This window comes from Nocardia higoensis NBRC 100133, assembly GCF_000308595.1.
GTDB lineage: Bacteria > Actinomycetota > Actinomycetes > Mycobacteriales > Mycobacteriaceae > Nocardia > Nocardia higoensis.
The window spans coordinates 68624-93192 of record NZ_BAGA01000102.1 but is presented as its reverse complement, the minus strand read 5'-3'; the positions used below and the strand labels follow the sequence as shown (position 1 = coordinate 93192).

The following is a 24569-nucleotide window of genomic DNA, read 5'->3' as shown; positions in this document are numbered from 1 at the left end:
GAGGGTGCATTCTCGGTGTCAGACATTCCACAATGGAGTGTCGATCAGCCGATCAGAGGAACCGGACATGGAAATCTCGCCCGCTATCCGCGCCTCCGATGCCGAACGCGATCAGGTCGTGCAACAACTGGCCCGGCACCTGGCCGACGGCAGGCTCGACCTCGCCGAATACGACGCGCGTGTCGCGCGCGTCTACGCCACGACCACCCGCGACGACCTGCGGCTGGTGCTCTCCGACCTGCCGCGGGTGGCCGTGGAGCCGGGCTGGTCGAAGCCGGCGCGCCGTCCGCGTCTGCCGTTGTGGCAGCGCATCGAGCTGCGCACCTGGGCCGGTGTCAGCCTGCTCGTGCTCGGGATCTGGGCGGCGATCTCCCTCGGCGTGGGTGAGTTCACCTATCCGTGGCCGGTCTGGGTCGTCGGTCCGTGGGGCGCGGTGCTGGCGTTCCGGATCGCCACCGGATTCGAGTCCGGGCGCGGTTGCGGACGGGTGGCCTCGCGTACGGCGTCGCGGGCGTCGGCGAGATGATGGGCGAAGACCGGGCATCGGCCAGGCCACCGATCAGCACCTGCGCGCCGGGCCACCGGACGACCTGATGGCCGTGTGGCGGCCTCGGTGACCGAGCGGCGCGAGCGTGCGGAATCCGAGGCCCGACTACCTCCGGTGTGGCGACTCGCCAGGCGCTCATCGCGCGGGTGATGGGGATCAGCTCGACAGGGAAACGGTCGTTCGCCTGCTGAACGTCGGTACGGCGTGGTGGCCTGTGCGTCGATCCGGGATGCTTTCAGCGGTAACGATGACCGCGTCGGCGCGGTAGCCCGGGCGTCGAGTCGGGGGCGTCGTGGTCCGAGCTGTCGTAGCCGGCGGATTCGCTGTCGAAATCCGAGCCGTTGTGCTCCGGGGTGGCGTAGCCGGGGGCGCCGTATCCCGGTTGCCGGTAACGGGGTTCACCGTCGGCTCGCGGCCTGTCGTAGCTGCGGTATGTGGGGTTTTCCGAATACCCCGCCTCGCCGGGTGATACGCGCAGCCCTGTCGGCGATTCTGCCGCGTCCCAGGTGGTGCGGGCGGGTCGTGAACGGTTGCGGGAGGCCGGCGGCGGCGTATCGGTGGGATCGATCCCGGTGCGGGCGCGGAACAGTCCCGGCATCGGCGGGTCGCCGGGGGATCGTCGGTTGCCGTGGATGGACGTCTCGGGTGGGTCCTCGGCGGGCTGTCGCTGCCGGGCCCGGCGGGGCAGATCGGGGCGCGCTGCGTAATCGGCGATGTCGGGGTCGCGGCGTTGCCCGCGGCGGGTTGCCGGTCCCGCTTCGGTGGGGAGCGGAACAGATCTCGGCACGGACACCGCGTCACGGGGTGCGGGTCGGCGTTTCGCGGCCCTCTCGATCGGCCCCGAGTGCTCGTCCGCGCTCTCGCGGGCGGCGTGCGGACGCTGCGCGCCTGCCGGTAGCGGACCGGAATCGGCGGGTCCGGCGGCCGGGAATGGGCCGGAGTGTGTGCCCGGGCGCCGCTTCGGTGCGTTCTTGCCCGTGCGAAGCGGTCCGGATTCGAGGCCGGGCGCGTCCGCGCGTCCGCGCGACGACGGGGCGCGGTCGACATCTGCCCGGCGATTCGATCCGGAACGGGCGTCGCGGGATCCGGGCGTTTCCAGGCGCTCGGGCGGGGTGCCCGTCGATGATGTGGGCCGCCGCGAGCTGCGGCGAGCCGGTTCCGAAGGCTCCCCGCGCCCGGCGGATTCCTCGCGCGCGGGGCGGGCGCGCCCCGATTCGGCGCGGCGCAGGCCGGGACGCAGGATGGGGAGTTTGTGGGTGGTGCGACTCGGGTGGTCGCCCTTCTCCCGGTATGCGCCCGCGATGCCGTGGGCGCGCAGCCAGGCGCCGGGGTCCGCACGGCTGTCCGCATCGAGCCGCGGGACCACCTCCGCCAGCAGTTCCAGAACGTCGCCGTCGCCACCGAGGGCGTTACGGACGGCGGGGAGGGTTTCGGCGCGGAAAGTCCAGGACCATTCGTGGCCGGGATAGGGGCCGCCGTGTTCGCGGCCGTGGATGACGAGATTGCCGGACCTGGCGATCCTGGCGCGGATCGCATGGGTGCTGGTGTCGTAGAGGAGATCGTCGGCGCGCGGAGCGGGCGGGTCGTTGGCCTCGAGCTCTTCGGCTTCCTCGATCCGTTCGGCCCGGACGATCTCGAACCACGCGGCGACCATCGCGCCCGCGGCCAGCAGTGCGGCGGCGGCCAGTTCCAGCCATACGTCGGTGGGCAGCAGCCGCCGGGTCCGGTCGCAGGCGTGCAGGAACAGCAGACAGGCGGCGACCAGCGCGGCGATCCGGCTCAGCCGCAGGGCCGTGCCGATCGATGGTGCCCGCATTCGCCCAACGCTCCCCGAACAATGAATTACCGCCTGAACCCGACTGGATCGTATGCGTACCGCGGCCGAAACGGCAGTGCTCGGCAGCGGTGATCGAGGACCGCCGCTTCGTGCTCTTCGTGCCGGAACGCCGGCGGGCACGAAAAGCGCTTCTGGGCAACTGTCCAGCATCGTGCCGGGTGGGGCGCGGGCGCCGGGCTCGCTAGTCTGGTCCGCAGCACTCGCGCCACGGGGGGTCGGGCGTGCCACGACATGTCGTGACCGGCCGATAACATGGCCTCCTCGTCCGCCACCGGCCCAGGAAAGGTCGTCGAATTTGCACCTGAAGAGCCTGACGTTGAAGGGATTCAAATCCTTCGCGTCCGCGACGACGCTGCGCTTCGAACCGGGCATCACCTGTGTGGTCGGGCCCAACGGCTCGGGCAAGTCCAATGTCGTCGACGCGCTCACCTGGGTGATGGGCGAGCAGGGCGCCAAGGCGTTGCGCGGCGGCAAGATGCAGGACGTCATCTTCGCCGGTACCGCGGGCCGTGCGCCGCTCGGGCGCGCCGAGGTGACCCTGACCATCGACAATTCCGACGGCGCGCTGCCCATCGACTACGCCGAGGTGTCCATCACCCGGCGAATGTTCCGCGACGGCGCGGGCGAATACGAGATCAACGGCAACTCCTGCCGGCTGATGGATGTGCAGGAACTGCTCAGTGACTCCGGCATCGGCCGCGAGATGCACGTCATCGTCGGACAGGGGCAGCTCTCGGCCATCCTGGAGTCGCGGCCGGAGGACCGCCGGGCGTTCGTCGAGGAAGCCGCGGGCGTGCTCAAGCACCGCAAACGCAAAGAGAAGGCGGTGCGCAAACTCGACGCGATGCAGGCCAACCTCGCGCGCCTGACCGACCTCACCACCGAACTGCGCCGCCAGCTCAAGCCGCTGGGCCGGCAGGCCGAGGTGGCACGGCGCGCGCAGACCGTGCAGGCCGACCTGCGCGATGCCCGCTTGCGCCTGGCCGCCGACGATCTGGTCACCCGGCGGGCCGAATTGGCCGGGCAGCAGAGCAAAGAGGCCTACGCCAGGGAACAGCAGATCACCGTGCAGAGCGAGCTCGATGCCTCCAATGCCGCGCTCGCCCAGCAGGAATTCCAGTTGTCCCGGCTGACCCCGGGCGCCGAGGCGGCCGCGCAGACCTGGTTCCAGCTGTCTGCGCTCGCCGAGCGGGTCAACGCCACCATCCGCATCGCGGGCGATCGCGCCCGCCACCTCGACACCCAGGCCCCGGTCGGCACCGGCCGCGATCCCGAGCAGCTCGAAGCCGAGGCCGATCGCATCGAGGCCGAGGAAGCCGAGCTGCGTGAAGCGGTCGAGATGGCTGCGGAGACCCTGGAAGCCGCGCGTGATCAGCTGGCCGAGCGTGAGCACGCGGCCAAGGCCGCCGAGCAGGCCCACCTCGCCGCGGTGCGCGCCATCGCCGACCGCAGGGAAGGCCTCGCCCGGCTGTCCGGCCAGGTCGAGAACATGCGTACCAGGGCACAGTCTGCCGACGCCGAGATCGCGCGGGTCTCGGTGGCCATCGCCGAGGCACGCAGGCGGGGCGAGACCGCGCAGGCCGAGTTCGACGCGGTGCAGGAGGAATTGGGCGAGCTCGACGCGGGCGAGGAAGGGCTCGACGCGCAGCACGAACACGCGGTCCAGGCGCTCGAGCTCGTCGACCAGCGGGTGAACGAACTGCGGGCGCAGGATCGGGACGCGGGCAAACTGGTCGCGTCGCTGAGCGCGCGCATCGAGGCGCTCGGCATGGGGCTGGCTCGTCGCGACGGCTCGGCGTGGCTGGTGGAACACCACCCCGAAGGCCTGCTCGGTCCGCTGTCGGGAGTGCTGCGGGTCCGTGCCGGATTCGAGGCCGCGGTGGCCGCTGTGCTCGGTCCGGTCGCCGACGCGGTCGCCGCCGAGACCGGCGAGTCCGCGCACGCGGCGATCCGCGCGCTGAAAGAGGCCGATGGCGGTCGGGCCGCATTGGTGTTCGGTGTCGGCGCCGAGGCCGCGCAGCTGTCGGATGCTCCGGTGCCGGAGGGGGCGCAACGGCTGGCCGATGTCGTGGAATGTCCGCCCGAGCTACGGGCCGGTGTGCTGGCGCTGACCACCGGCGTGCTCGTGGTGGACGATCTGGCCACGGCGGCGGCGGTGCTCACCGAGCATCCCGAGGTCAGGGTGGTCACCCGCGAAGGCGACCTCACCGGGACCGGGTGGGTGCTCGGTGGCTCCGATCGCGCGCCCAGCCAGCTCGAGATCCAGGCCGACATCGACGCCGCGCAGGCCGAACTCGTCGCCGCCCAGCGCCGCGCCGAGCAACTGGAAGCCGCGCTGGCGGGGGCGCTCGAGGAGCAGGCCGACCGCAAGGATGCCGTCGATCACGCTCTGCTGGCCCTGCACGAATCCGATCAGGCGATGATCGCGGTGTACGAGCGGCTGGGCAGGCTCGGGCAGGCGGCGCGCTCCGCGCAGACCGAGGCCGAACGACTGATCACCCAGCGGGCCGACGCCGAGGCGACCAGGGAAGAGACCCTTGCCGGTCTGGCCGAACTCGAGGAACGGCTGCGTAACGCCGAACTGGAACAGGCCGCCGCCGACGACGGGCTCGGCTCGGCGGGCACCGAAGCCGCCGGCCGAGCGCGCGAGGAAGCCGCTGCCGCGCTCGCCGAGGCCAGGGCGATGGAAGTCGAGGCCAGGCTGGCCGTGCGCACCGCCGAAGAGCGGGCCGAATCGGTGCGCGGCAAGGCCGACGGCCTGCGCCGCGCCGCGCGCGCCGAACGGGAAGCGCGTGCCCGCGCCGAACGCGCCCAAGCCGCCCGCAAACGGGCGGCCGCCGTCGCCGCCGCTGTCGCCGAATCCGGCGCCAGGATCGCCGGTGAGCTGGAGAAGGTGGTCATGGAGGCGAGCACCCGCCGTGACGAACTGGTCCGCCGCCGCACCGAATGCGCCGCGCAGGTCGAGCAGACCAAGGAACGAGCGCGCGCCCTCAACACGCAGCTGGCCCAGCTCACCGATGCTGTGCACCGTGACGAGGTCGCGAAGGCGCAAGCGGCGCTGCGCATCGAGCAGCTCGAGACCACCATCGCCGAGCAGTTCGGTATCGCGCTGGACGATCTGATCGCCGAATACGGTCCCGACGTGCCGCTGCCACCCTCGGAACTGGAGATGGCCGAGTACGAGCAGGCCAGGGAACGCGGCGAGCAGGTCACCGCGCCGCAGCCGATGCCCTACGATCGCGCCTCCCAGGAGCGCCGGGCCAAGCGCGCGGAGAAGGATCTGGCCACCCTCGGCAAGGTCAACCCGCTCGCGCTCGAGGAGTTCGCCGCGCTCGAGGAGCGCTACAACTTCCTGGCCACCCAGCTCGAAGACGTCAAGAGCGCGCGTAAGGATCTGCTCGAGGTGGTCGCCGAGGTCGACGCGCGCATCCTGCAGGTGTTCACCGAGGCCTACGCCGACGTGGAGCGCGAGTTCGTCCAGGTGTTCTCGGCGTTGTTCCCCGGTGGCGAGGGTCGACTGCTGCTCACCGACCCGTCCGACATGCTGACCACCGGCATCGAGGTGGAGGCCCGCCCGCCGGGCAAGAAGGTCAAGCGGTTGTCGCTGCTGTCCGGCGGCGAGAAATCACTGACCGCGGTGGCTCTGCTCGTCGCCATCTTCCGTGCGCGGCCCTCGCCCTTCTACGTGATGGACGAGGTGGAGGCCGCGCTCGACGACACCAACCTGCGCAGGCTGATCAGCCTGTTCGAGCAGTTGCGGGAGAAGAGTCAGCTGATCGTCATCACGCACCAGAAGCCGACCATGGAGATCGCCGACGCGCTGTACGGCGTCAGCATGCGTGGCGACGGCATCACCCAGGTGATCTCCCAGCGCCTGCGTACGGAAGCCCCCGCCCCGGTGGCAGCGAGCTGATTCGCGTCGACCGCGACAACGGCGGTCGTGAACCGGCGACCGAGCCCGAACAGCGCCGGAGTCCGGCGCCGCAGGGGCAGAGACGGGCGACCCGATCTGGACCGGACGAGTTCAGCGGCGTCCGGCGAGTTCGTCCTCCACGACAGCTTTGATCCGTCGCGCTCCGGATTCGGCCAGCCAGGTGTCGAAGGAACGCAGACCCGGGTGGACGGCCCTGGTGTCCTCGACCTCGGCCACCCAGCCGCCGTGATCGCGGATGCGCTGCCAGGTGTCGGCCAGCATAGGTCCGAAGGCGGCGGCCTCGTCGGCGCCGATCTCCTCGTATTCGACCCGGTGCCCGATCGCCCGGCTGATCGCGGCCGCCGCCTGCGTCGGCGGTACGGCGTCGCCGGCCAACGGCAGCACCCGGGTATGGAAGCGTGCCGGGTCGGCGAACGCCAGCGCGGCGATGTCGGCGATGTCGGCGAGCGCGATCATCTTCATCGGCTGATCCGCGGGGAACAGGTGGCGGTGGACGCCGTGGTGGATGCCGTCCACCGGGGCATCGCGCAGCAGATAGTTCTCCATGAAGCGAACCGGACGCAGGAGGGTGTAGGTCAGCCCGGAGGCGGCGATCGCATCTTCGATGCGCTGTTTGCCTGCCGAGCCCCACGTGCCGTCCGGTCCCAGAGCGGCGACACCGGAGAAGACGATGTGGTCGACATTCGCCCGTCGCGCCGCGGCGACGAAGGTCTCGCCGCGAGTGGCTTCGCGTTCGATGTCCCAGCCGGCCGGACCGTCGTAGGCCGCGGGCGGGATGAGGAAGACGCCGGAAACCCCGGCGAGCGCCGGTGCGAGGGTGTCCGGCGCGTCGAAGTCGCCGGCGACGACCTGGGCGCCCGCGGCCGCGAGTTCCGCCGCGGCGGCGGAGTGCGGGTCGCGCACCAGCACGCGGACCGGAGTTCCCTGGGCGAGTAGCCTGCGGGCCGTCGCGCCGCCCTGCTTGCCGGTCGCACCGGTGACGAGGATCGGGTTGGGCGAGTTGGAGAGGCTCCCGGCGGATTCCGGGAGATGGTGAGTGGACATCATCCGCCTGACTGTTCTCGTAGAATCGGGTCGGTCGACCCGGATACCGACGGTATGGCCACTCCGCCCTGGTCCACCAGGTCGAGCCAACGAAGGGCGTAACGAAATGACCGCACCGCTCGCGACGCACCCGGCCACCCGCGCCGACGCGAGACGCAATCGCGCGCTTGTGCTCGCCGCCGCCCAGCGCGCCTTCGCCGAGCAGGGGACCGCGGTCTCGCTGGCCGAGGTGGCGCGCCGCGCGGGAGTGGGCGCGGGCACCGTCTATCGGCACTTTCCCGCCAAGGCGGACCTGCTCGAGGCCGTCATGCGCGAACGCATCGACCGTCTCGCCGAACTCGCGGTCCGGTGCCTCGCCCAACCGGATGCGGGCGCCGCGTTCTTCGACTTCTGCGCGCGGGTAGTCGCGGTCACGCCGCGGAACGAAGCGCTGTGTGAGTTCCTCGGATCCGACGACGGTTGGCCGCGTGCGTCGATGCAGGGAGCGGCGGCGCGCTTCCACCGGGCACTGGGCGAACTCCTGGCCGCCGCGCAACGGCAGGGTGCGGTGCGCGCCGACATCGATTCGGAGGATGTGCTGGGGATTTTCACCGCGTGCGTCGCGATCCAGCGGATGCGCGGGGCCGAAGGAACGGTCGACCGAACCGCCGCGCTCGTTCTGGATTCGCTGCGTGAGCGACCGTCGGAGCAGGCCGTGACGAAAGCTCGAACCGTCGCCGCTACGCGTGACGAAATGACCGAACGTGATGAAACAGCGGGAGAGCAGGCCGAGCGTTGTCCGATGTGCCGGAAGCAGGTGACGCGCAAACCCGCGGGCCGACGTGCCCGCTATTGCTCACCGGCCTGCCGGCAGAAGGCTCATCGCAGGCGAGTCGCGGCCCGGGCCGCGGCCCGGACGGCGGACCCGATCGGGTTGTAGTTCAGAGCAGATCGCTCACGTCGTCGGGTACGTCGACGGCGTACTTGCGCAGAATCTCCATCGAGATGACTTCGAGCGCGTTCTCGTGGGTGGCGGCCAGGACCACCGGCGCGGCGACGCCGTCCTCGTGGGCGTGCAGCCAGCGCACCGCGACCACGCACCAGCGGTCGCCGGGCTGCAGGCCGGGAAAGTTGTTCTCGGGTCTCGGCGTGCTCAGATCGTTGCCGATGGAGGCCTGATGCTCCAGGAATTCCGCGGTCACGACAGTGCAGACGGTATGGCTGCCCAAGTCCTCCGGACCGGTGCTGCAACAGCCGTCCCGGTAGAAGCCGGTGAGTGGATCGGCGCCGCACTCTTCCAGCGGCCCCCCAAGCACGTTTCGATCGGTCACGTCGCCGATCCTATGTTTCCTTCGCGATAACTTCCGCAGGACAGGAAATGTCGGCGGCTGTGTCTGCTCCGCGCCACGGGGACGGCTCGGCCGCCACGGCGATGAACAGGCGCGATGAACAGCGCGGACTCGTCGTTCTGCAAGGATGGACGTCGTGAGTGCCCAAGCCTGGATTGTGATAGCCGCGGTCGCCGCCCTGCTGCTGGTGGCGTTCGTCGCCGGATTCGTCCTCTACAAGCGCCGCCGCGTATCCATCACGGAGCCCGCCCCCGACAAGGAGCTGACCGACCGGTCCGGCGGCTATACCGCCGCGGGCGGGTTCACGTTCAGTCAGGGCTCCGCGACGGCGACGCGCCCGGAACCCGTCCAACGCGGCCCGAAACCCGTGGAGCGCACCGACACCGAGGGGCAGCCGCACATCGGTGACGACGCCGCGATCCCCCGGGACGCGCCGAAGCGCGGCATCACGAATGTGGCGTTGCCCGACGCCGATGTCGCCGAGGCCCCGTCGGGCTCCGGCGCCGCGGTGGCCGAACCGGGGGCCGCCGACGCGACCACCGCCGACAGCAGCGCGGCGACGGAAGCTCCGGCCGCCGATACCGATGCCGCGGGCACCGGAACCGATACGCCTGCCGGCACCGGAACCGCGTCCGGCGTGGCGGAGACCGAACCCCTCGCGGACAATCCGGTCACCGACAGCACCACCCCGGTCATCGAACCGGAGGTCGTCGAGCCCGAGGTCGTCGAGCCCGGAGTGACAGCCCCGGAGATCCCGGCCACCGCCGAGGGCGCCGAAGCCCCGCCCGCGCTCGAGGAGATCGAGCCGACCTCAGGCAGGCTCACCCGCCTGCGCGGCAGGCTGTCGCGTTCCCAGAACGCGGTCGGCAAGAGCCTGCTCGGCCTGCTCGGCGGTGGCGACCTCGACGAGGATTCCTGGGAAGAGGTCGAGGACACCCTGGTGCTGGCCGACCTCGGCACCGCGAGCACCGCCGCGGTCGTGGCACGGCTGCGCGAGGAGATCAGCGCCCGCAGCGTGCGGACCCCCGAACAGGCCCGCCAGGTGCTGCGCGATGTGCTCGTGGAGGCGTTGCGCCCGGAATTGGACCGTTCCATCCACGCTCTGCCGCACCCCGATCACCCGGCGATCCTCTTGGTCGTCGGCGTCAACGGCACCGGCAAGACCACCACCACCGGCAAGCTGGCGCGGGTTCTGGTCGCGGACGGCAGGCGGGTGCTGCTCGGCGCGGCCGACACCTTCCGCGCCGCCGCGGCCGATCAGTTGCAGACCTGGGGTGAACGGGTCGGCGCCGATACCGTGCGTGGCAAGGAAGGCGCCGACCCGGCCGCGGTCGCGTTCGACGCCGTCGCCGCGGGCATCGAGCGCGGGGTGGACGCGGTGCTGGTCGACACGGCCGGGCGCCTGCACACCAAGACCGGCCTGATGGACGAGCTGGGCAAGGTCAAGCGCGTGGTGGAGAAGAAGGCCGCCGTCGACGAGGTGCTGCTGGTGCTCGACGCCACCGTCGGTCAGAACGGCCTCATGCAGGCCAGGGTGTTCGCCGAGGTGGTCGATATCACCGGCGTGGTGCTGACCAAGCTGGACGGCACCGCGAAGGGCGGCATCGTGTTCCAGGTGCAGCACGAACTCGGCGTGCCGGTGAAGCTGGTCGGCCTCGGCGAGGGCGCGGACGACCTCGCGCCGTTCGAGCCGGGCGCGTTCGTGGACGCGCTGCTGGGCTGACCTGAGCGCCCTGTCTCTTACCCGCACCTCGGCGGTCGGCGAGCGAACCGCCGGCCGCCGAGGCCGTCGAGGGGTATGGCCGCCCGCGATCATGGGCGGTTTATCCGAATTGGCCGGAAAAGCTCTCACACCTGCGACGAAACACGCGGGGCACCTGACGAAACGTGGCGGAAACACAACCCGTGCATCCGTTCACTCAGGTGAAACACCATCGCGGTCCAGCTGAAACACCGGAAGAACACTCTTCTCTGCAGGTCCATTTGCCAAGGGCGGCTGGGCTTCAGATGAGGAGGACATTAAGGTGGCTTTTCCCGTAATCGGTACGCCGGACACCGGCGATACCGCATGGATGCTGGCGAGTGCCGCACTCGTTCTGCTGATGACACCAGGACTCGCGTTCTTCTACGGCGGCATGGTCCGCGCGAAGAACGTGCTCAACATGATCATGATGAGCGTCAGCGCGATGGGGTTGGTCACCATCCTCTGGTCGCTGTACGGCTTCTCGCTCACCTTCGGTGAGGACAAGGGCAACCTGTTCGGCGACCCCACCCAGTACTTCGGCCTGTCGAAGATGTTCGGAGTCACCGAAGCCGGTGAGCTCCCGCTCATGGGGACCATCCCGCTGACCTTGTTCGCCGCCTTCCAGCTGATGTTCGCGATCATCACCGTCGCGCTCATCTCCGGCGCGGTCGCCGACCGCCTGAAGTTCGGATCCTGGCTGCTCTTCGCCGGCATCTGGGTCACCGTCGTCTACTTCCCTGTCGCGCACTGGGTGTTCGCCTTCGACGGAGGCACCGCCGAGGCGGGTGGCTGGATCGCCAACAAGCTCCAAGCCATCGACTTCGCCGGTGGCACCGCCGTCCACATCAACGCAGGCGCCGCTGCCCTGGTGCTCGTCCTGATCCTCGGCAAGCGCAAGGGCTGGCCGCAGACCCCGTTCCGCCCGCACAACCTGCCGTTCGTCATGCTCGGCGCCGGTCTGCTGTGGTTCGGCTGGTACGGCTTCAACGCCGGTTCGGCCGTGGGCGCCAACGGCACCGCGGGCGCCACGTTCCTGACGACCACCATCGCCACCGGTTCGGCCATGATGGCCTGGCTCCTGGTCGAGAAGCTGCGCGACGGTCATCCCACCTCGCTCGGCGCCGCCTCCGGCATCGTCGCGGGCCTGGTCGCCATCACCCCGTCCTGCTCCTCGGTGAACGCGCTCGGCGCGCTCGTCATCGGCATCGCCGCGGGTGCGCTCTGCGCCCTGGCTGTCGGCCTGAAGTTCAAGTTCGGTTACGACGACTCGCTCGACGTGGTCGGCGTGCACCTGGTCGGCGGTCTCGTCGGCACCCTGCTCGTCGGTCTGGTCGCCGCGCCGGAAGCGCCCGCGGCGGTCGAGGGTCTGTTCTACGGTGGTGGTCTCGACCTGCTGATCAAGCAGGCCGCGGGCGCCTTCACCGTCCTCGTCTACTCGCTGGTCGTCACCGCGATCATCGCGCTGGCCATCAAGTACACCATCGGACTGCGCGCCGACGACGAGGGCGAGGCAGCGGGCCTGGACGAGTCCGAGCACGCGGAAAGCGCATACGATTTCGCTGCTGTGGGTTCCACCGCCCGCTCGCTGTCCAAGGAGGCATGACGACATGAAGTTGATCACCGCAATCGTCAAACCGTTCACGCTCGAAGACGTCAAGACGGGTCTGGAACAGGCCGGCGTGTTCGGTATGACGGTCAGTGAAGTACAGGGCTACGGCCGCCAGAAGGGGCACACCGAGGTCTACCGCGGCGCCGAGTACTCGGTCGACTTCGTGCCGAAGGTCCGGGTCGAGGTTGTCGTGGACGACGCCTCGGTGGACAAGGTCGTCGACATCATCGTCGAGGCCTCGCGGACCGGCAAGATCGGTGACGGCAAGGTGTGGGTCACTCCGGTCGAGTCGATCATCAGGGTGCGCACCGGCGAGCGCGGCACCGACGCGCTGTAGCCGGAACAACGAGCCGAGCGGTGGCCCCGCTTCGATCGGACAGCCCGGTCGGGGCGGGGCCGCACTCATGAAACGGGTGGTGGGTCATGGGTAGTGGAAGTAGGGAAGCCGGCGGCGCGAAGGCGACCAACGGTGGTGCGGCCGGCCTCGTGCAGGCGCGCAAGCAATTGCTCGAAGGCGGCATGCCGCGCAATCCGCGACTGGATGCCGAGTCGGTGCGTCTGGCGCTGGTCGATCTCTACGAACTCTGGCTCACGAACAAAGGTGCCGAGCTGGGCATCACCCCCGACAGCGGCCTGGCCGTGGTCGCGGTCGGCGGTCTGGGCCGCCGGGAGATGCTGCCCTATTCGGATCTGGATCTCGTTCTGCTGCACGACGACACCGCTTCCACGCGGGTAGCCGAGGTGGCCGATCAGCTCTGGTATCCGTTGTGGGACGCCCACATCAAGCTCGACCACAGCGTTCGCACCGTCGCCCAGGCGCTGCAGGTCGCCGACAACGACATGATCGCCGCGCTCGGCATGCTCGAAGCCCGCCATATCGTCGGCGACGAAGAGCTGAGCAACCTGCTGATCAGCGGGGTGCGCAGGGAGTGGCGCAACGGAATCCGCCGCCGCTTCGACGAACTCGTCGCTCAGGCGGAGGCCAGGTGGCAGCGCAGCGGCGCGATCGCCCATCGCGCCGAACCCGACCTGAAGAACGGTCGCGGCGGCCTGCGTGACATCCAGCTGCTCGATGCGCTCGCCATCGCACAACTGACCGACGCCATGCCGGGGCTCGGTCCTGATGTGCCCGGCGGCGGATTGAAGCAGGCGCACCGTCGGTTGCTCGACGTCCGCACCGAACTGCACCGCGTTGCCGGACGCGGTCGCGACCAGTTGCGGGCTCAGGACGCGGACGAGATCGGCGCGGCGCTGCGTATCGGCGATCGGTTCGATCTCGCTCGCACACTGAGTGATTCGGCCAGGACGGTGAGCTATTCCGTCGAGGTCGGGTTGCGGACCGCCGCCAACGCCCTGCCCCGCCGAGGCCTGGCGAAGTTGCGGCGGATGCCGGTGCGTCGACCACTCGATGAGGGGGTGGTCGAGCACGCGGGCGAGGTGGTGCTGGCCCGTGACGCGCGTCCGCAGCGCGATCCCGGGCTGACACTGCGGGTGGCGGCGGCCTCGGCCCAGACCGGATTGCCGATGTCGGCGACCACGCTTGCCCGGCTGGCCGAGCAGGCCCCCGAGTTGCGCGAGCCCTGGCCGAAGGACGCGCTCAACGACCTGCTCGTGCTGCTGGGGTCCGGCCGGGGCGTGATCAGCGCGATCGAGGCGTTGGACCGGACCGGTCTGTGGGGCAGGTTGCTGCCGGAATGGGGTGCGGTGCGTGACCTGCCGCCGCGCGACGCCGTGCACACCTGGACCGTCGATCGTCACCTGATGGAGACGGTGGCCTACGCGAGTGCGCTGAGCACCCGCGTCGCCCGCCCGGATCTGCTCGCCCTCGGCGCGCTGCTGCACGACATCGGCAAGGGCAGGCAGGGCGATCACAGCGTCGTCGGTGCCGACCTGGCCACTCAGATCGGCAACCGTCTCGGTCTGTGGCCCTCGGACGTGCGCACGCTCAGCGCCATGGTGCGCCACCACCTGCTGCTGCCCGACACCGCGACCCGACGCGATCTCGACGACCCGGACACCGTTCGCGCGGTCACCGACGCGCTCGACGGCGACCCGCAACTGCTGGAACTGCTGCACACCCTGGCCGAGGCCGACTCGCTGGCCACCGGGCCGGGCGTATGGGGAGAGTGGAAGGCCTCGCTGATCGGTGATCTGGTGCGTCGCTGCCGAGCCATGATGGCGGGCGACGCGCTGCCGTCCCCGGAGGAGATCGCGCCCGAACTGCTGGCCAAGGCTGCGGGCGGTGGCGTGCATGTCGAATTGACCCAGGGTGAGGGCAAATTCACCCATCTGGTCACCGTGATCGCGCCCGACACCCCGGGGCTGCTCTCGGACGCGGCCGGCGTCCTCGCCCTGCATTCGCTGCGGGTGCTCTCGGCCTCGGTGGGCATGCACGGCGAGTCGGCGATCGACACGTTTGTGGTGACCCCCAAGTTCGGCGACCCGCCGGACGCGGGGCTGCTGCGTCAGGAACTGATCCGCGCCATCGCGGGCGATTTGGATCTGCCCGGCGTGCTCGCCAAACGCGAGCGCGAGACGACCGTGGCCGATCGCGGACCGTACGCGCAGGCCGAGCCGCGTTTGCTGTGGTCGCCGACCACTACCGACGGTCAGGTCATTCTCGAACTGCGCGCCGAGGACCGCATCGGCCTGCTGAGCAGGCTGGCCGCCGCCTTGGCCGGGTGCGGGGTGAATGTGCGCTGGGCCAAGGTGGTCACCATGGGTTCGGCAGTGGTCGACTCGTTCTGCCTTGATATGGGGCCGACGGACGATCCGCAGCGCCGGGAGGCGGTGGAGAAGGCGGTCCTGCAGGTGGTTCCGCGGCCGGCGCCCAAACCGCCGGAGGAGAACACCGCAAGCTCCGTCTGAGGAGTGCCGCGAACCGCGACCGTAATGTTGCAGAAAATTAGCTGAGACGCGCTCGTCGGTCACGGCGCGGCACATACGATCTAGAACGGTCCGTCCCGCGCAGATGACGATGGGAGCTGGTCGATGGCAATTCGGGTTGTCGAGGCGTCGATGATCACCAGTGACGACACCTCACACATGGCACGGTGCGTCGGCGGTGATCTCTGGGTCGTCTCCTGGCTACCCGGTCGCACGTTGACCGGGCAGCAGGCCGAGGCGGCGATGACCATCGCGGCGGCGGTCGCCACCGAGCAGATGGATACGCCCGCGCAGTGGTCGACGCTGGATCCGCTGGCCCTCCGTATCGGGCTCACCGGCAGGCAGTCGGTGCATCTGGTGCGGCTGGAGAACCACGATCTGCTCTGCGCCGGGGATGCGGATGCCGTGAAGGTCGAGTAGCGGCCGCATCCGGGTAGCGATATCGGCCACCGCGTGCGCGAAAGCCCGAGTGACCCCATTACCCTGGGTAGTCAATTGACGTCACTCGAGATCAGGAGCGCGATCGGTGTTCGAATCCCTGTCCGACCGGCTAACCGGTGCCCTGAAGGATCTTCGCGGTAAGGGGCGTCTGTCACCGGCCGACATCGACGCCACCTGCCGGGAGATCCGGCTGGCCCTGCTCGAGGCGGACGTCGCGCTGCCTGTGGTGCGCGGTTTCATCGCCAAGATCAAAGAGCGCGCCAAGGGCGCCGAGGTGTCCGCCGCGCTGAACCCTGCCCAGCAGGTCGTCAAGATCGTCAACGAGGAATTGATCCAGATCCTCGGCGGCGAGACCCGGCGATTGAGCCTGGCCAAGAACCCGCCGACGGTCATCATGCTCGCCGGCCTGCAGGGCGCGGGTAAGACCACCCTGGCGGGCAAGCTCGCGAAATGGCTCAAGGGTCAAGGGCATCAGCCGCTGCTGGTGGCCTGTGACCTGCAACGCCCCGGCGCGGTGACCCAGCTCCAAGTGGTCGGCGAACGTGCGGGCGTGCCTGTGTACGCACCGCACGCCGGCACCTCGATCGGCGGTGGCGAGAATCCGCTGGGCATTTCCGCGGCCGATCCGGTGGAGGTCGCGCGCGGCGGTGTCGCCGAGGCGCGGGCCAAGCAGTACGACGTGGTCATCGTCGACACGGCGGGTCGCCTCGGCATCGACGAGGTGCTGATGCGCCAGGCCGCGGGCATCCGCGATGCCGTCCAGCCCGACGAGACCCTGTTCGTGCTCGACGCGATGATCGGTCAGGACGCGGTCGCCACCGCCGAGGCCTTCCGCGACGGCGTCGGCTTCACCGGCGTGGTGCTCACCAAGCTCGACGGCGACGCCCGCGGTGGTGCGGCGCTGTCGGTGCGCAATGTCACCGGCGCGCCGATCATGTTCGCCTCTACCGGTGAGAAGCTCGAGGACTTCGACGTCTTCCATCCCGACCGGATGGCCAGCCGCATCCTCGGCATGGGCGACGTGCTCACCCTCATCGAGCAGGCCGAGCAGGTCTACGACGCGCAGCAGGCCGAGGAGGCCGCCCGCAAGATCGGCAGCGGCGAGCTCACCCTCGAGGACTTCCTCGAGCAGATGCTGGCCATCCGCAAGATGGGTCCCATCGGCAACCTGCTGGGCATGCTGCCCGGTGCGGGTCAGATGAAGGACGCGCTGGCCGCGGTCGACGACAAGCAACTCGATCGGGTGCAGGCGATCATCCGCGGCATGACCCCCGCCGAGCGGGCCAACCCCAAGATCATCAACGCCTCCCGGAGGCTGCGTATCGCCAACGGCTCCGGCGTCCAGGTCTCCGAGGTGAACCAGCTCGTCGACCGGTTCTTCGAAGCCAAGAAGATGATGGCGATGATGGGCCGCCAGATGGGCATGCCCGGCTCGCGGCGCGGCGGCAACAAGAAGGGCAAGAAGGGCAAGAAGGGTGGACGTGGTCCGACCCCACCGAAGATGCGCGGTGGCTTCCCCGGCATGCCTGCCGGGATGCCGGGACTCCCCGCGGGGATGCCCGATCTCTCCGATATGCCGCCTGGCCTCGACCAGCTGCCGCCCGGCCTCGAGGGCTTCGATCTGTCGAAGCTGAAGTTCCCCAAGCAGTAGTTCCGCTCGCCGGACCACGCGGCGACTCGGCGCGGTAGGTTGAAGTTCACCCGACCCGCGCCGAGGAGGTTCGCGTGCACCTTCGTGGAATCCTGTTGCCCGACGACGACATCCGCGACCTGTGGGTGCACGAGGGTACGGTCTCCTTCGAGCCGGTGCCCGGCGCCGATACGCTGTGCGACACCGGCTGGATCGTGCCCGGCCTGGTCGACGCGCACTGTCATGTCGGCATCCGCTACGGCGGCGGTCACGAGGATCACGACGGTGCCATCGCGCAGGCCGAGGTCGAGCGTGACGCGGGCGCGCTGTTGCTGCGCGACGCCGGTTCGCCGATCGACACGCATTTCATCGACGACCACGAGGACCTGCCGCGCATCATCCGGGCGGGCCGCCACATCGCCCGCCCCAAGCGCTACATCCGCGAACTCGGCATCGAGCTCGACGATGAGCGCGACCTGCCGGAGATCGTCGCCGAGCAGGCGCGGCGCGGCGACGGCTGGGTCAAGATCGTCGGCGACTGGATCGACCGCTCCGTGGGCGATCTGCGGCCACTGTGGAGCGACGCCGTGGTTGCCGAGGCCATCGCGGCCGCACACGCCAATGGCGCCAGGGTCACCGCGCACGTCTTCGGCGAGGACGCCCTGCCCGGGTTGCTCTCGGCCGGAATCGACTGCATCGAACACGGCACCGGTCTCACCGACGACACCATCGCGATGATGGTGGAACACGGCACCGCGCTCGTGCCGACGCTGATCAATATCGACACCTTCCCCGATATCGCCGACAGTGCCGGGAAGTTCCCCGTCTACGCCGCCCACATGCGCGATCTGCACCGTCGCGTCCGCGACACCGTCGGCAAGGCCCACGATGCGGGCGTGCCCATCTACGCGGGCACCGATGCGGGCGGTTCGATCAGGCACGGGCGCATCGCCGACGAGATCGCCGCACTGGGCGCTGCCGGTCTGTCGGCTCACGACGCGCTCGGAGCGGCCTCCTGGTCGGCTCGCGCATGGCTGGGCCGGCCCGGTATCGCCCACGGGGCGCCCGCCGATTTCGTCGTCTACCGCGAGGACCCCAGGATCCACCCGGCTGTGCTGGCCGAGCCGGCCTGGGTGGTGCTGCGCGGCCGGGTGGTCGCGGCGGCCGATCCTGTCACCGGGCACCGCTGACCTCCGGGCCCGCGATACGTGGCACCCGAGGCAGGCGGCACCCGATCGCATCGGCCCGGCCCGGCTCGCGGCGGCGCCACGGCGGGCGAGCAGCAGCCGATTTCCGGGCCCGGCGAGCCGTCTGGCAGAATGAACCACCGTCCTACTCAGGACAGTGTCAGCCCGTCTCCGGTCACGTGCCGCGCGGCGGTCACACACTCCATGCGCGAAACCGGGCTCGCAGACCGTGCGGGTCGCTGAATCGCGTGGTGACCATCCTGGCCGTCATCTCTCGCAGACGACGGCCGCTTATCCGAAAGAGGCAGATCAGCATGGCTGTTCGCATCAAGCTCACCCGTCTGGGCAAGATCCGCAACCCCCAGTACCGCGTCGTCGTGGCCGATGCCCGCACCCGTCGTGACGGCCGTGCCATCGAGTCCATCGGCAAGTACCACCCGAAGGAAGAGCCTTCGCTGATCGAGATCGACTCCGAGCGCGTCCAGTACTGGCTGAGCGTCGGCGCCCAGCCGACCGAGCCGGTGCAGCGCCTGCTGGAGATCACCGGTGACTGGCAGAAGTTCAAGGGCCTGCCGGGCACCGAGGGCACCCTGAAGGTCAAGGCCGCCAAGCCGTCGAAGCTGGACCTGTTCAACGCCGCGCTGGCCGCCGCCGACAACGAGCCGGTCGCCGACGCCGTCACCCCGAAGAAGAAGGCCAAGAAGGACGAGGCCGCCACCGAGGCGACCGAGGCCGAGGCTGCGGAGTAATGAGCGCCGTCGTCGCCGATGCCGTCGAACACCTGGTACGCGGCATCGTCGCCAATCCCGATGACGTCCGTGTCGAGCTGATCACCGGCAGGCGCGGGCGCACCGTCGAGGTGCATGTGCACCCCGACGACCTCGGCAAGGTGATCGGTCGCGGTGGTCGCACCGCGACCGCGCTGCGCACCCTCGTCGCCGGTATCGGTGGCCGGGGAATCCGCGTCGACGTCGTCGACACCGACCAGTAGTCGGGAGACGCCCACCGATGGAACTCGTCGTGGGACGTGTCGCCAAGTCGCACGGAGTGCGCGGCGAACTCGTCGTCGATGTCCGCACCGACGATCCCGACGCGCGTTTCGCCGAGGGCACGTCGCTGCGCGGGCGGATGCCCCGCTCGACCGAGACCCGTGAGTTCACCGTGGAGTCGGCCCGAGAGCACTCGGGCCGACTCCTGGTCTCACTGGACGGCGTGAGCGATCGCTCCGCCGCCGACGCGCTGCGCGGCATGCTCTTCGTGGTGGACAGCGCGGATCTGCCGCCCTCGGACGACCCCGACGAGTTCTACGATCACGAACTCGAGGGCCTGACGGTGCGCGATACCGCGGGCACGGAGATCGGCACGGTCACCGAGGTCCTGCACTCGGCCGCGGGTGAACTGCTCGCGGTGCGTGCCAAGGACGACGGCAGGCAGATCCTCGTCCCGTTTGTCACCGCCATCGTGCCGACGGTCTCGATCGCCGAGCAACTCGTCGTGATCGATCCGCCCGAGGGGCTGCTCGATCCCGAATGAGCACCCCTGCCATGAAACGGGGTCGGGCATGAAACTCGACGTAGTCACCATTTTCCCCGAGTACCTGGAGCCGCTGCGTACGGCGCTGCTCGGCAAGGCCATCGACAAGGGCCTGATCTCGGTCGATGTGCACGATCTGCGCCGATGGACGCACGACGTCCACAAGTCCGTCGACGACTCGCCCTACGGCGGCGGCCCCGGCATGGTCATGAAGCCGACCGTCTGGGGTGACGCGCTCGACGAGGTCTGTCCCGACGACGCCCTGCTGGTCGTGCCCACTCCCGCCGGCGTCCCGTTCACTCAGGCCACCGCCCATCGCTGGGCGAGCGAACAGCATCTGGTCTTCGCCTGCGGTCGCTACGAGGGCATCGACCAGCGCGTCTTCGACGACGCGGCCCGCCGGGTTCGCGTCGAAGAGGTCAGCATCGGCGACTACGTGCTCATCGGGGGTGAAGCCGCCGTGCTGGTCATGGTCGAGGCCGTGGTGCGCCTGCTGCCCGGTGTGCTCGGCAATCAGCAGTCCCACGAACAGGATTCGTTCTCCGACGGTCTGCTGGAAGGCCCCAGCTACACCCGGCCGGTCAGCTGGCGCGGCCTCGAGGTGCCGCCGATCCTGCTCTCCGGCGATCACGCCAAGGTGGCGACCTGGCGGCACGAGCAGGCGCTGGAACGGACCAGGCAGCGCAGGCCGGATCTGTTGCCGCCGGACTGATCGGTCACCGAGCGGGCACGACCGCCACGCTGCCGTCCTCGCCGGGTATCAGCAGGCCCCAGGGCGCGGTTTGTGGCCACACCTTCTGCCGTCGCACCGACATCGTCAGAATCGGCTGTTCGTCGCGCACGCTCGGCCCGGGCCCCGCCACGAGGGTGCGGGTGCCGGTGGTCATGTCGTAGGCCAGCAGCGAAACGGACTTGTCGCCGGATTTGCGTTGCATCTTCGCCAGGAGGACATTGCCGGTGACCGCGGGGGTGAGTGGCAGAACCTCTTCCCTCTCATCCAGGGGTGCTGTCCAGCGCACCCGGCCGTCGGCCTCCTCCAACCGCATTTCGGTGTTCTCGTCGAGGAATGTGCTGTCCATGACCAGCGAGACCCCGTCCGGCCTCGGTAGCCGGTATCGGGAGCCGGGCGCCGCGGGCCGGTGCGCGATCGACGCGCCCGTGGTGATGTCGACGACCTCGGTGTCCCCGCCCTCGTGCGCGATCGCCAGCGTGTTCCTCGATTCCACCGCGACGTGCTCGCCGCCGGAGAGTTGGCGCTGCCACAGCGTCGTGCCGTCGATCGAGTTCAGCGCCGCCGCCCACTGGTCGGCGCCTCTGCCATCCGCACCGGTGCTCGTGAAGCACCGGACGAGCACGGCGTCGCGGATCCATACCGGGGTGAGTGGATCGTCGGAGTGCGGGCATCCGAACGAGGCCAGTTCGACCGACCAGCGCTGCTTCCCGCTGTACGCGTCGGCGAAGCTCACCCGTCCGTCCACGATCTCGCCCTGCAGCCACTGCTGCGCCTGCGTGCTCCACAGTTCTTCGCCGGTCTCGGTCGAGTAGGCGACCAGCCCCGGCGTGTTCTCCCAGCCGACCAGCAATACCGGCTCGAAGAGCACCGGTTCGACGCGTTCCGGATCGGGCCGGTCGCCGTCCTTGCGCAACGTCCACTGCCGGTCGCCGGCCGGGTCGAAGCCGACCACCGCGTCTTGGGTGACGGTGTAGATCCCGCTCTCGGTGACGCCGATGTCGCGGTGGTCGCCGACATCGATCTTCTCGATCGCCGCCAGATCGAGGATCGGTGCGTCCGGAGGGCCGCTCGGGCCGCCCTCCGTGTGCGCCGCCCCGAGCCCGCAGGCGGCCAGCGTGGCGGCCAGTGCCGCGGCGGCGACAGCACGGACGGCGCTGCGAATCGTGTTCCCACCCATGATCGAAACTCCCCCTCCCGGAATCGGATGCGACCGATCATCGCACGGTCGGCGGGGTCGCCGAACTCCCCGGTCGGCGCCTGTGGACTACTCGGGCCCTGTGCACGACTACGCCGCGCAGGCGCGTCTGCGCGGCGTCTAGAGCAGCAGTCCCAAGCGGCGGGCAGTGACGACGGCCTCGTGCCGGGAATGGGCGTCGAGCTTGGTCATGGCATTGCGCAGATAGCTCTTGACGGTTTCGGGCTTCAACGAAAGACGTTGCGCGACTTCGATATTCGTGCACCCCAAGGCCACCTCGGAGAGCACGTCCAGCTCACGCCGCGACAGCTGCGGCAGGTTCGACGAGTCGGCCGCGCGCTCGCCGGTGATCACCCGGATCAGCCGCGCGGACATCCCGTGCAGGCGTTCCCGGATCCGGTCGTCACCGACCGCCGCCGCCAGTCCGCGTAGCTCCGCGTGGATGCCCCGCAACTCCTCGAGCATCTCCGGGCGCGTGGCGTGCACCGGGGACACGATGTCCAGCATCCGCAGCCTGCGGTCCACCTCGTCGCGCACGGCGATCTCGGTGGCCAGCCGCCTGCCCGCTCGCACGATGAGCTCGGCGGTGCGATCACCCAGCGGCCCTCCCCGGGTGGCCGCGTAGAGCACCGCGCGCGAATGCGCGCCGACCATGACCGGAACCGCGAACATCGACCGGATGCCTTCGCCGGTGACGGGTTCGTCGTAGTGATGGGTGATCGAGGGAGCGTTGCGGTAGTCGGCCAGCGAAACCGGGCGTCGCAGGTCCATCACCCGGCCGCCCAATCCGGAACTGCGCAGCACCGGCAGCCCGCGCAGCCCGTTGGTCTTGGTGCCGACGAACTCCGAGAGCAGCAGCGTGTCGTCGTGTACCTCGCCGCCGAACACGATCGGTGCGGCCGTCTCCCGGGCGACCCAGCGGATCTCCGCGCGGAGAGCATCGCCGTCGCGTGGGCGGAGCAGGGGGATGGCTGTCAAGAGTTGTCACCCCTTTTCGGGGGTAGTTGCCGACGTGATCAGACCCACATCCTATTCGACACAGATTCCGCATTACCGAGGCATTACCGAGAAGGAGACCGAGATGGTCGTCGACGTGAACACGCTGGTGGACATGGATGCGCGTGTGAGCGAGTTCCTGCGGGTCTACGACGGGCCCGGGGCCTGCGCGGCCGAGTTGCTGTGCGACCGGCATCCCGCCCACGCCGTCGCCTTCACGGTGATCGAATCCGATCTGTCGTCGACCGATCTCACCTACGGCATGCTGCGCGAGCGCTCCGCGCGATTCGCCGCGGCGCTGGCGAACCTGGGCGTCGGCCCGGGCGACCGGGTCGCCACGCTCATGGGCAAGTCCGCGGATCTGGTGGTCGCGCTGCTGGGCCTCTGGCGTCGCGGCGCGGTGCACGTGCCGCTGTTCACCGCCTTCGCGCCGCCGGCCATTGCGATGCGGCTGGAGTCCTCGCGCGCCGCGGTGGTCGTCTCCGACGCCGACCAGGCAGTCAAACTGTTGCCCGGCGAGGACATCCCGGCGCAGGTGCCGTGGCGGCTGATCGTGGCCGGGCAGCCGGCGCCGAGCCTGGCGGTCCGCGAGCCACTGGCGTTCGCGGAACTGCTCGACGCCTACACCGCCGACGACCCGTGTGGGAAGGCGGTCGCCGTCGGCGGCGACGGGCTGCTCGTCCAGCTGTTCACCAGTGGCACCACCGGCACGCCGAAGGGCGTGCCGATCCCGGTCCGGGCGCTGGCATCCTTCCACGCCTACCAGGAGTTCGCCCTCGACGTCCGGCCCGACGACGTGTTCTGGAACGCCGCCGACCCGGGCTGGGCCTACGGCCTGTACTACGCGATCCTCGCGCCGCTGGCCTCGGGCACCCGCAGCCTGTTGCTGCACGCCCCCTTCTCGCCCGCCCTGACCATGCAGGTGCTCGAGCGTTTCGGCGTCACCAACTTCGCCGCCGCGCCGACCGTCTACCGCGCGCTGCGCTCCGGCGACAGCGCGACCCCCGCGGAGATCACCCTGCGCCGCGCATCCTCGGCGGGCGAGCCGCTCACCCCCGATGTGGTCGCCTGGTCGGCGCGCGCCCTCGGTGTGCCGGTACGCGACCACTACGGCCAGACCGAGCACGGCATGGTGATCTGCAATGCCTGGCACGACCAGCTGAACTCGGTCGCGCCGATCGGTTCGATGGGCAAGCCGCTGCCCGGCTGGGTCTGCTCGGTGCTCGCCGACGACTCCGATGTCGAGGTCGGGCCGGGTGTGGTCGGACGGCTGGCGATCGACGCCGAAAACAGTCGCTTGATGTGGTTCGCCGGCTATCTCGACGCGCCCGAACGCACCGCGCAACGATTCACCGCCGACGGCCGCTGGTATCTGACCGGTGACGCGGGTTCGCGCGACGCCGACGGCTTCTACCACTTCTCCTCTCGCGACGACGACGTCATCATCATGGCCGGCTACCGCATCGGCCCGTTCGAGGTGGAGAGCGTGCTGGTGATGCACGAGCAGGTCGTCGAGGCCGCGGTGGTCGGACTGCCGGACGAACTGCGCGGCGAGGTGCTCGAGGCGTTCGTCGTGCTGCGCAGCGGAGCCGCGGGCAGCGCCGAACTCGCCGAGGAACTGCAGCGGCTGGTGAAGACGAAGTTCGCCGCGCACGCCTATCCGCGCCGCGTGCACTTCGTGGAAAGCCTGCCCAAGACGCCCAGCGGCAAGGTGCAACGTTTCATCCTGCGCGAGCGCGAAAGCCGTTGAGCCCGAGGATCGATCGCCTCGGCGCGGCAGGCCTGTCCGGCCGCGCTGTCGGTCGCGGCCTCGAACAGGCGGGAAACGCCCCGCACGAGGCGGAGCGATCTCCCCGGCGGGGGAGCCGCTAGTGTTGCGGCTCGTGACGACAGCGCCCGAGATCGCCGGTTCAGAGACGAACAGC

Annotated in this window: 20 protein-coding genes; 15 read left to right on the top strand and 5 right to left on the bottom strand. The window is 69.8% G+C overall.

Annotated features, from left to right (window positions below; all coding sequences use genetic code 11):
* Positions 1 to 67 precede the first annotated feature (67 nt).
* On the top strand, positions 68 to 526 hold the full coding sequence (locus ON26_RS18650) for a DUF1707 SHOCT-like domain-containing protein (protein ID WP_040797457.1): 459 nt from the start codon (positions 68 to 70) through the stop codon (positions 524 to 526).
* 256 nt (positions 527 to 782) lie between these two features.
* On the opposite strand, the gene ON26_RS18645 is transcribed toward ON26_RS18650, so the two are convergent.
* Complete coding sequence (locus tag ON26_RS18645) at positions 783 to 2363, bottom strand: hypothetical protein (protein WP_040797456.1); 1581 nt, start codon at positions 2361 to 2363, stop codon at positions 783 to 785.
* Positions 2364 to 2679: 316 nt separating this feature from the next.
* Between ON26_RS18645 and smc the strand changes: the two genes are divergently transcribed.
* Positions 2680 to 6297 (top strand): chromosome segregation protein SMC, encoded by a 3618-nt coding sequence (smc, locus tag ON26_RS18640; protein ID WP_040797455.1) that lies wholly within the window; start codon positions 2680 to 2682, stop codon positions 6295 to 6297.
* A gap of 111 nt (positions 6298 to 6408) precedes the next feature.
* Here the strand turns inward: smc and ON26_RS18635 are convergent, their stop codons facing one another.
* A complete protein-coding gene (locus ON26_RS18635) occupies positions 6409 to 7365 on the bottom strand; it encodes an NmrA family NAD(P)-binding protein (protein WP_245545907.1) in 957 nt (318 codons plus the stop codon).
* Between the two features lie 103 nt (positions 7366 to 7468).
* On the opposite strand from ON26_RS18635, the gene ON26_RS18630 reads away from it, so the two are divergent.
* Entirely contained in the window at positions 7469 to 8281 is an 813-nt protein-coding gene (locus ON26_RS18630; protein WP_040797454.1) for a TetR/AcrR family transcriptional regulator, read from the top strand.
* A 1-nt stretch (position 8282) separates the two neighbouring features.
* Here the strand turns inward: ON26_RS18630 and ON26_RS18625 are convergent, their stop codons facing one another.
* Complete coding sequence (locus ON26_RS18625) at positions 8283 to 8672, bottom strand: DUF2237 family protein (RefSeq protein ID WP_040797453.1); 390 nt, start codon at positions 8670 to 8672, stop codon at positions 8283 to 8285.
* Positions 8673 to 8826: 154 nt separating this feature from the next.
* Between ON26_RS18625 and ftsY the strand changes: the two genes are divergently transcribed.
* The 11 genes from ftsY (at position 8827) to trmD (ending at position 20432) form a co-directional block, all read left to right on the top strand.
* A complete protein-coding gene (gene ftsY, locus ON26_RS18620) occupies positions 8827 to 10413 on the top strand; it encodes a signal recognition particle-docking protein FtsY (protein ID WP_040797512.1) in 1587 nt (528 codons plus the stop codon).
* 301 nt (positions 10414 to 10714) lie between these two features.
* Complete coding sequence (locus tag ON26_RS18615) at positions 10715 to 12037, top strand: ammonium transporter (RefSeq protein WP_040797452.1); 1323 nt, start codon at positions 10715 to 10717, stop codon at positions 12035 to 12037.
* Between the two features lie 4 nt (positions 12038 to 12041).
* Positions 12042 to 12380: a P-II family nitrogen regulator gene (locus ON26_RS18610; protein ID WP_040797451.1), complete on the top strand. Its 339-nt coding sequence runs from the start codon at positions 12042 to 12044 to the stop codon at positions 12378 to 12380.
* 86 nt (positions 12381 to 12466) lie between these two features.
* Positions 12467 to 14911 (top strand): [protein-PII] uridylyltransferase, encoded by a 2445-nt coding sequence (locus ON26_RS18605; protein ID WP_040797450.1) that lies wholly within the window; start codon positions 12467 to 12469, stop codon positions 14909 to 14911.
* Between the two features lie 123 nt (positions 14912 to 15034).
* Positions 15035 to 15349, top strand: coding sequence for a hypothetical protein (locus ON26_RS18600; protein ID WP_051027209.1), 315 nt, complete (start codon positions 15035 to 15037; stop codon positions 15347 to 15349).
* A 106-nt stretch (positions 15350 to 15455) separates the two neighbouring features.
* The gene (gene ffh, locus ON26_RS18595; protein WP_040797449.1) at positions 15456 to 17021 is read left to right on the top strand and encodes a signal recognition particle protein; all 1566 of its coding nucleotides are present in this window, start codon (positions 15456 to 15458) and stop codon (positions 17019 to 17021) included.
* Positions 17022 to 17095: 74 nt separating this feature from the next.
* On the top strand, positions 17096 to 18190 hold the full coding sequence (locus ON26_RS18590) for an amidohydrolase family protein (RefSeq protein ID WP_040797448.1): 1095 nt from the start codon (positions 17096 to 17098) through the stop codon (positions 18188 to 18190).
* Between the two features lie 311 nt (positions 18191 to 18501).
* On the top strand, positions 18502 to 18936 hold the full coding sequence (gene rpsP, locus ON26_RS18585) for a 30S ribosomal protein S16 (protein ID WP_040797447.1): 435 nt from the start codon (positions 18502 to 18504) through the stop codon (positions 18934 to 18936).
* Positions 18936 to 19178 (top strand): RNA-binding protein, encoded by a 243-nt coding sequence (locus tag ON26_RS18580; protein WP_011210690.1) that lies wholly within the window; start codon positions 18936 to 18938, stop codon positions 19176 to 19178. The genes rpsP and ON26_RS18580 overlap by 1 nt, the downstream gene beginning before the upstream one ends.
* A 17-nt stretch (positions 19179 to 19195) precedes the next feature.
* A complete protein-coding gene (gene rimM / locus ON26_RS18575) occupies positions 19196 to 19720 on the top strand; it encodes a ribosome maturation factor RimM (RefSeq protein WP_040797446.1) in 525 nt (174 codons plus the stop codon).
* A 28-nt stretch (positions 19721 to 19748) separates the two neighbouring features.
* A complete protein-coding gene (gene trmD, locus ON26_RS18570; RefSeq protein WP_040797445.1) occupies positions 19749 to 20432 on the top strand; it encodes a tRNA (guanosine(37)-N1)-methyltransferase TrmD in 684 nt (227 codons plus the stop codon).
* 4 nt (positions 20433 to 20436) lie between these two features.
* On the opposite strand, the gene ON26_RS18565 is transcribed toward trmD, so the two are convergent.
* A complete protein-coding gene (locus ON26_RS18565) occupies positions 20437 to 21630 on the bottom strand; it encodes an outer membrane protein assembly factor BamB family protein (protein WP_040797444.1) in 1194 nt (397 codons plus the stop codon).
* A 138-nt stretch (positions 21631 to 21768) separates the two neighbouring features.
* A complete protein-coding gene (locus tag ON26_RS18560; protein ID WP_040797443.1) occupies positions 21769 to 22626 on the bottom strand; it encodes a helix-turn-helix transcriptional regulator in 858 nt (285 codons plus the stop codon).
* Positions 22627 to 22729: 103 nt separating this feature from the next.
* Here ON26_RS18560 and ON26_RS18555 point away from each other — a divergent pair, with 103 nt between their 5' ends.
* On the top strand, positions 22730 to 24394 hold the full coding sequence (locus tag ON26_RS18555; protein WP_040797442.1) for an AMP-binding protein: 1665 nt from the start codon (positions 22730 to 22732) through the stop codon (positions 24392 to 24394).
* Positions 24395 to 24569: the final 175 nt, after the last annotated feature.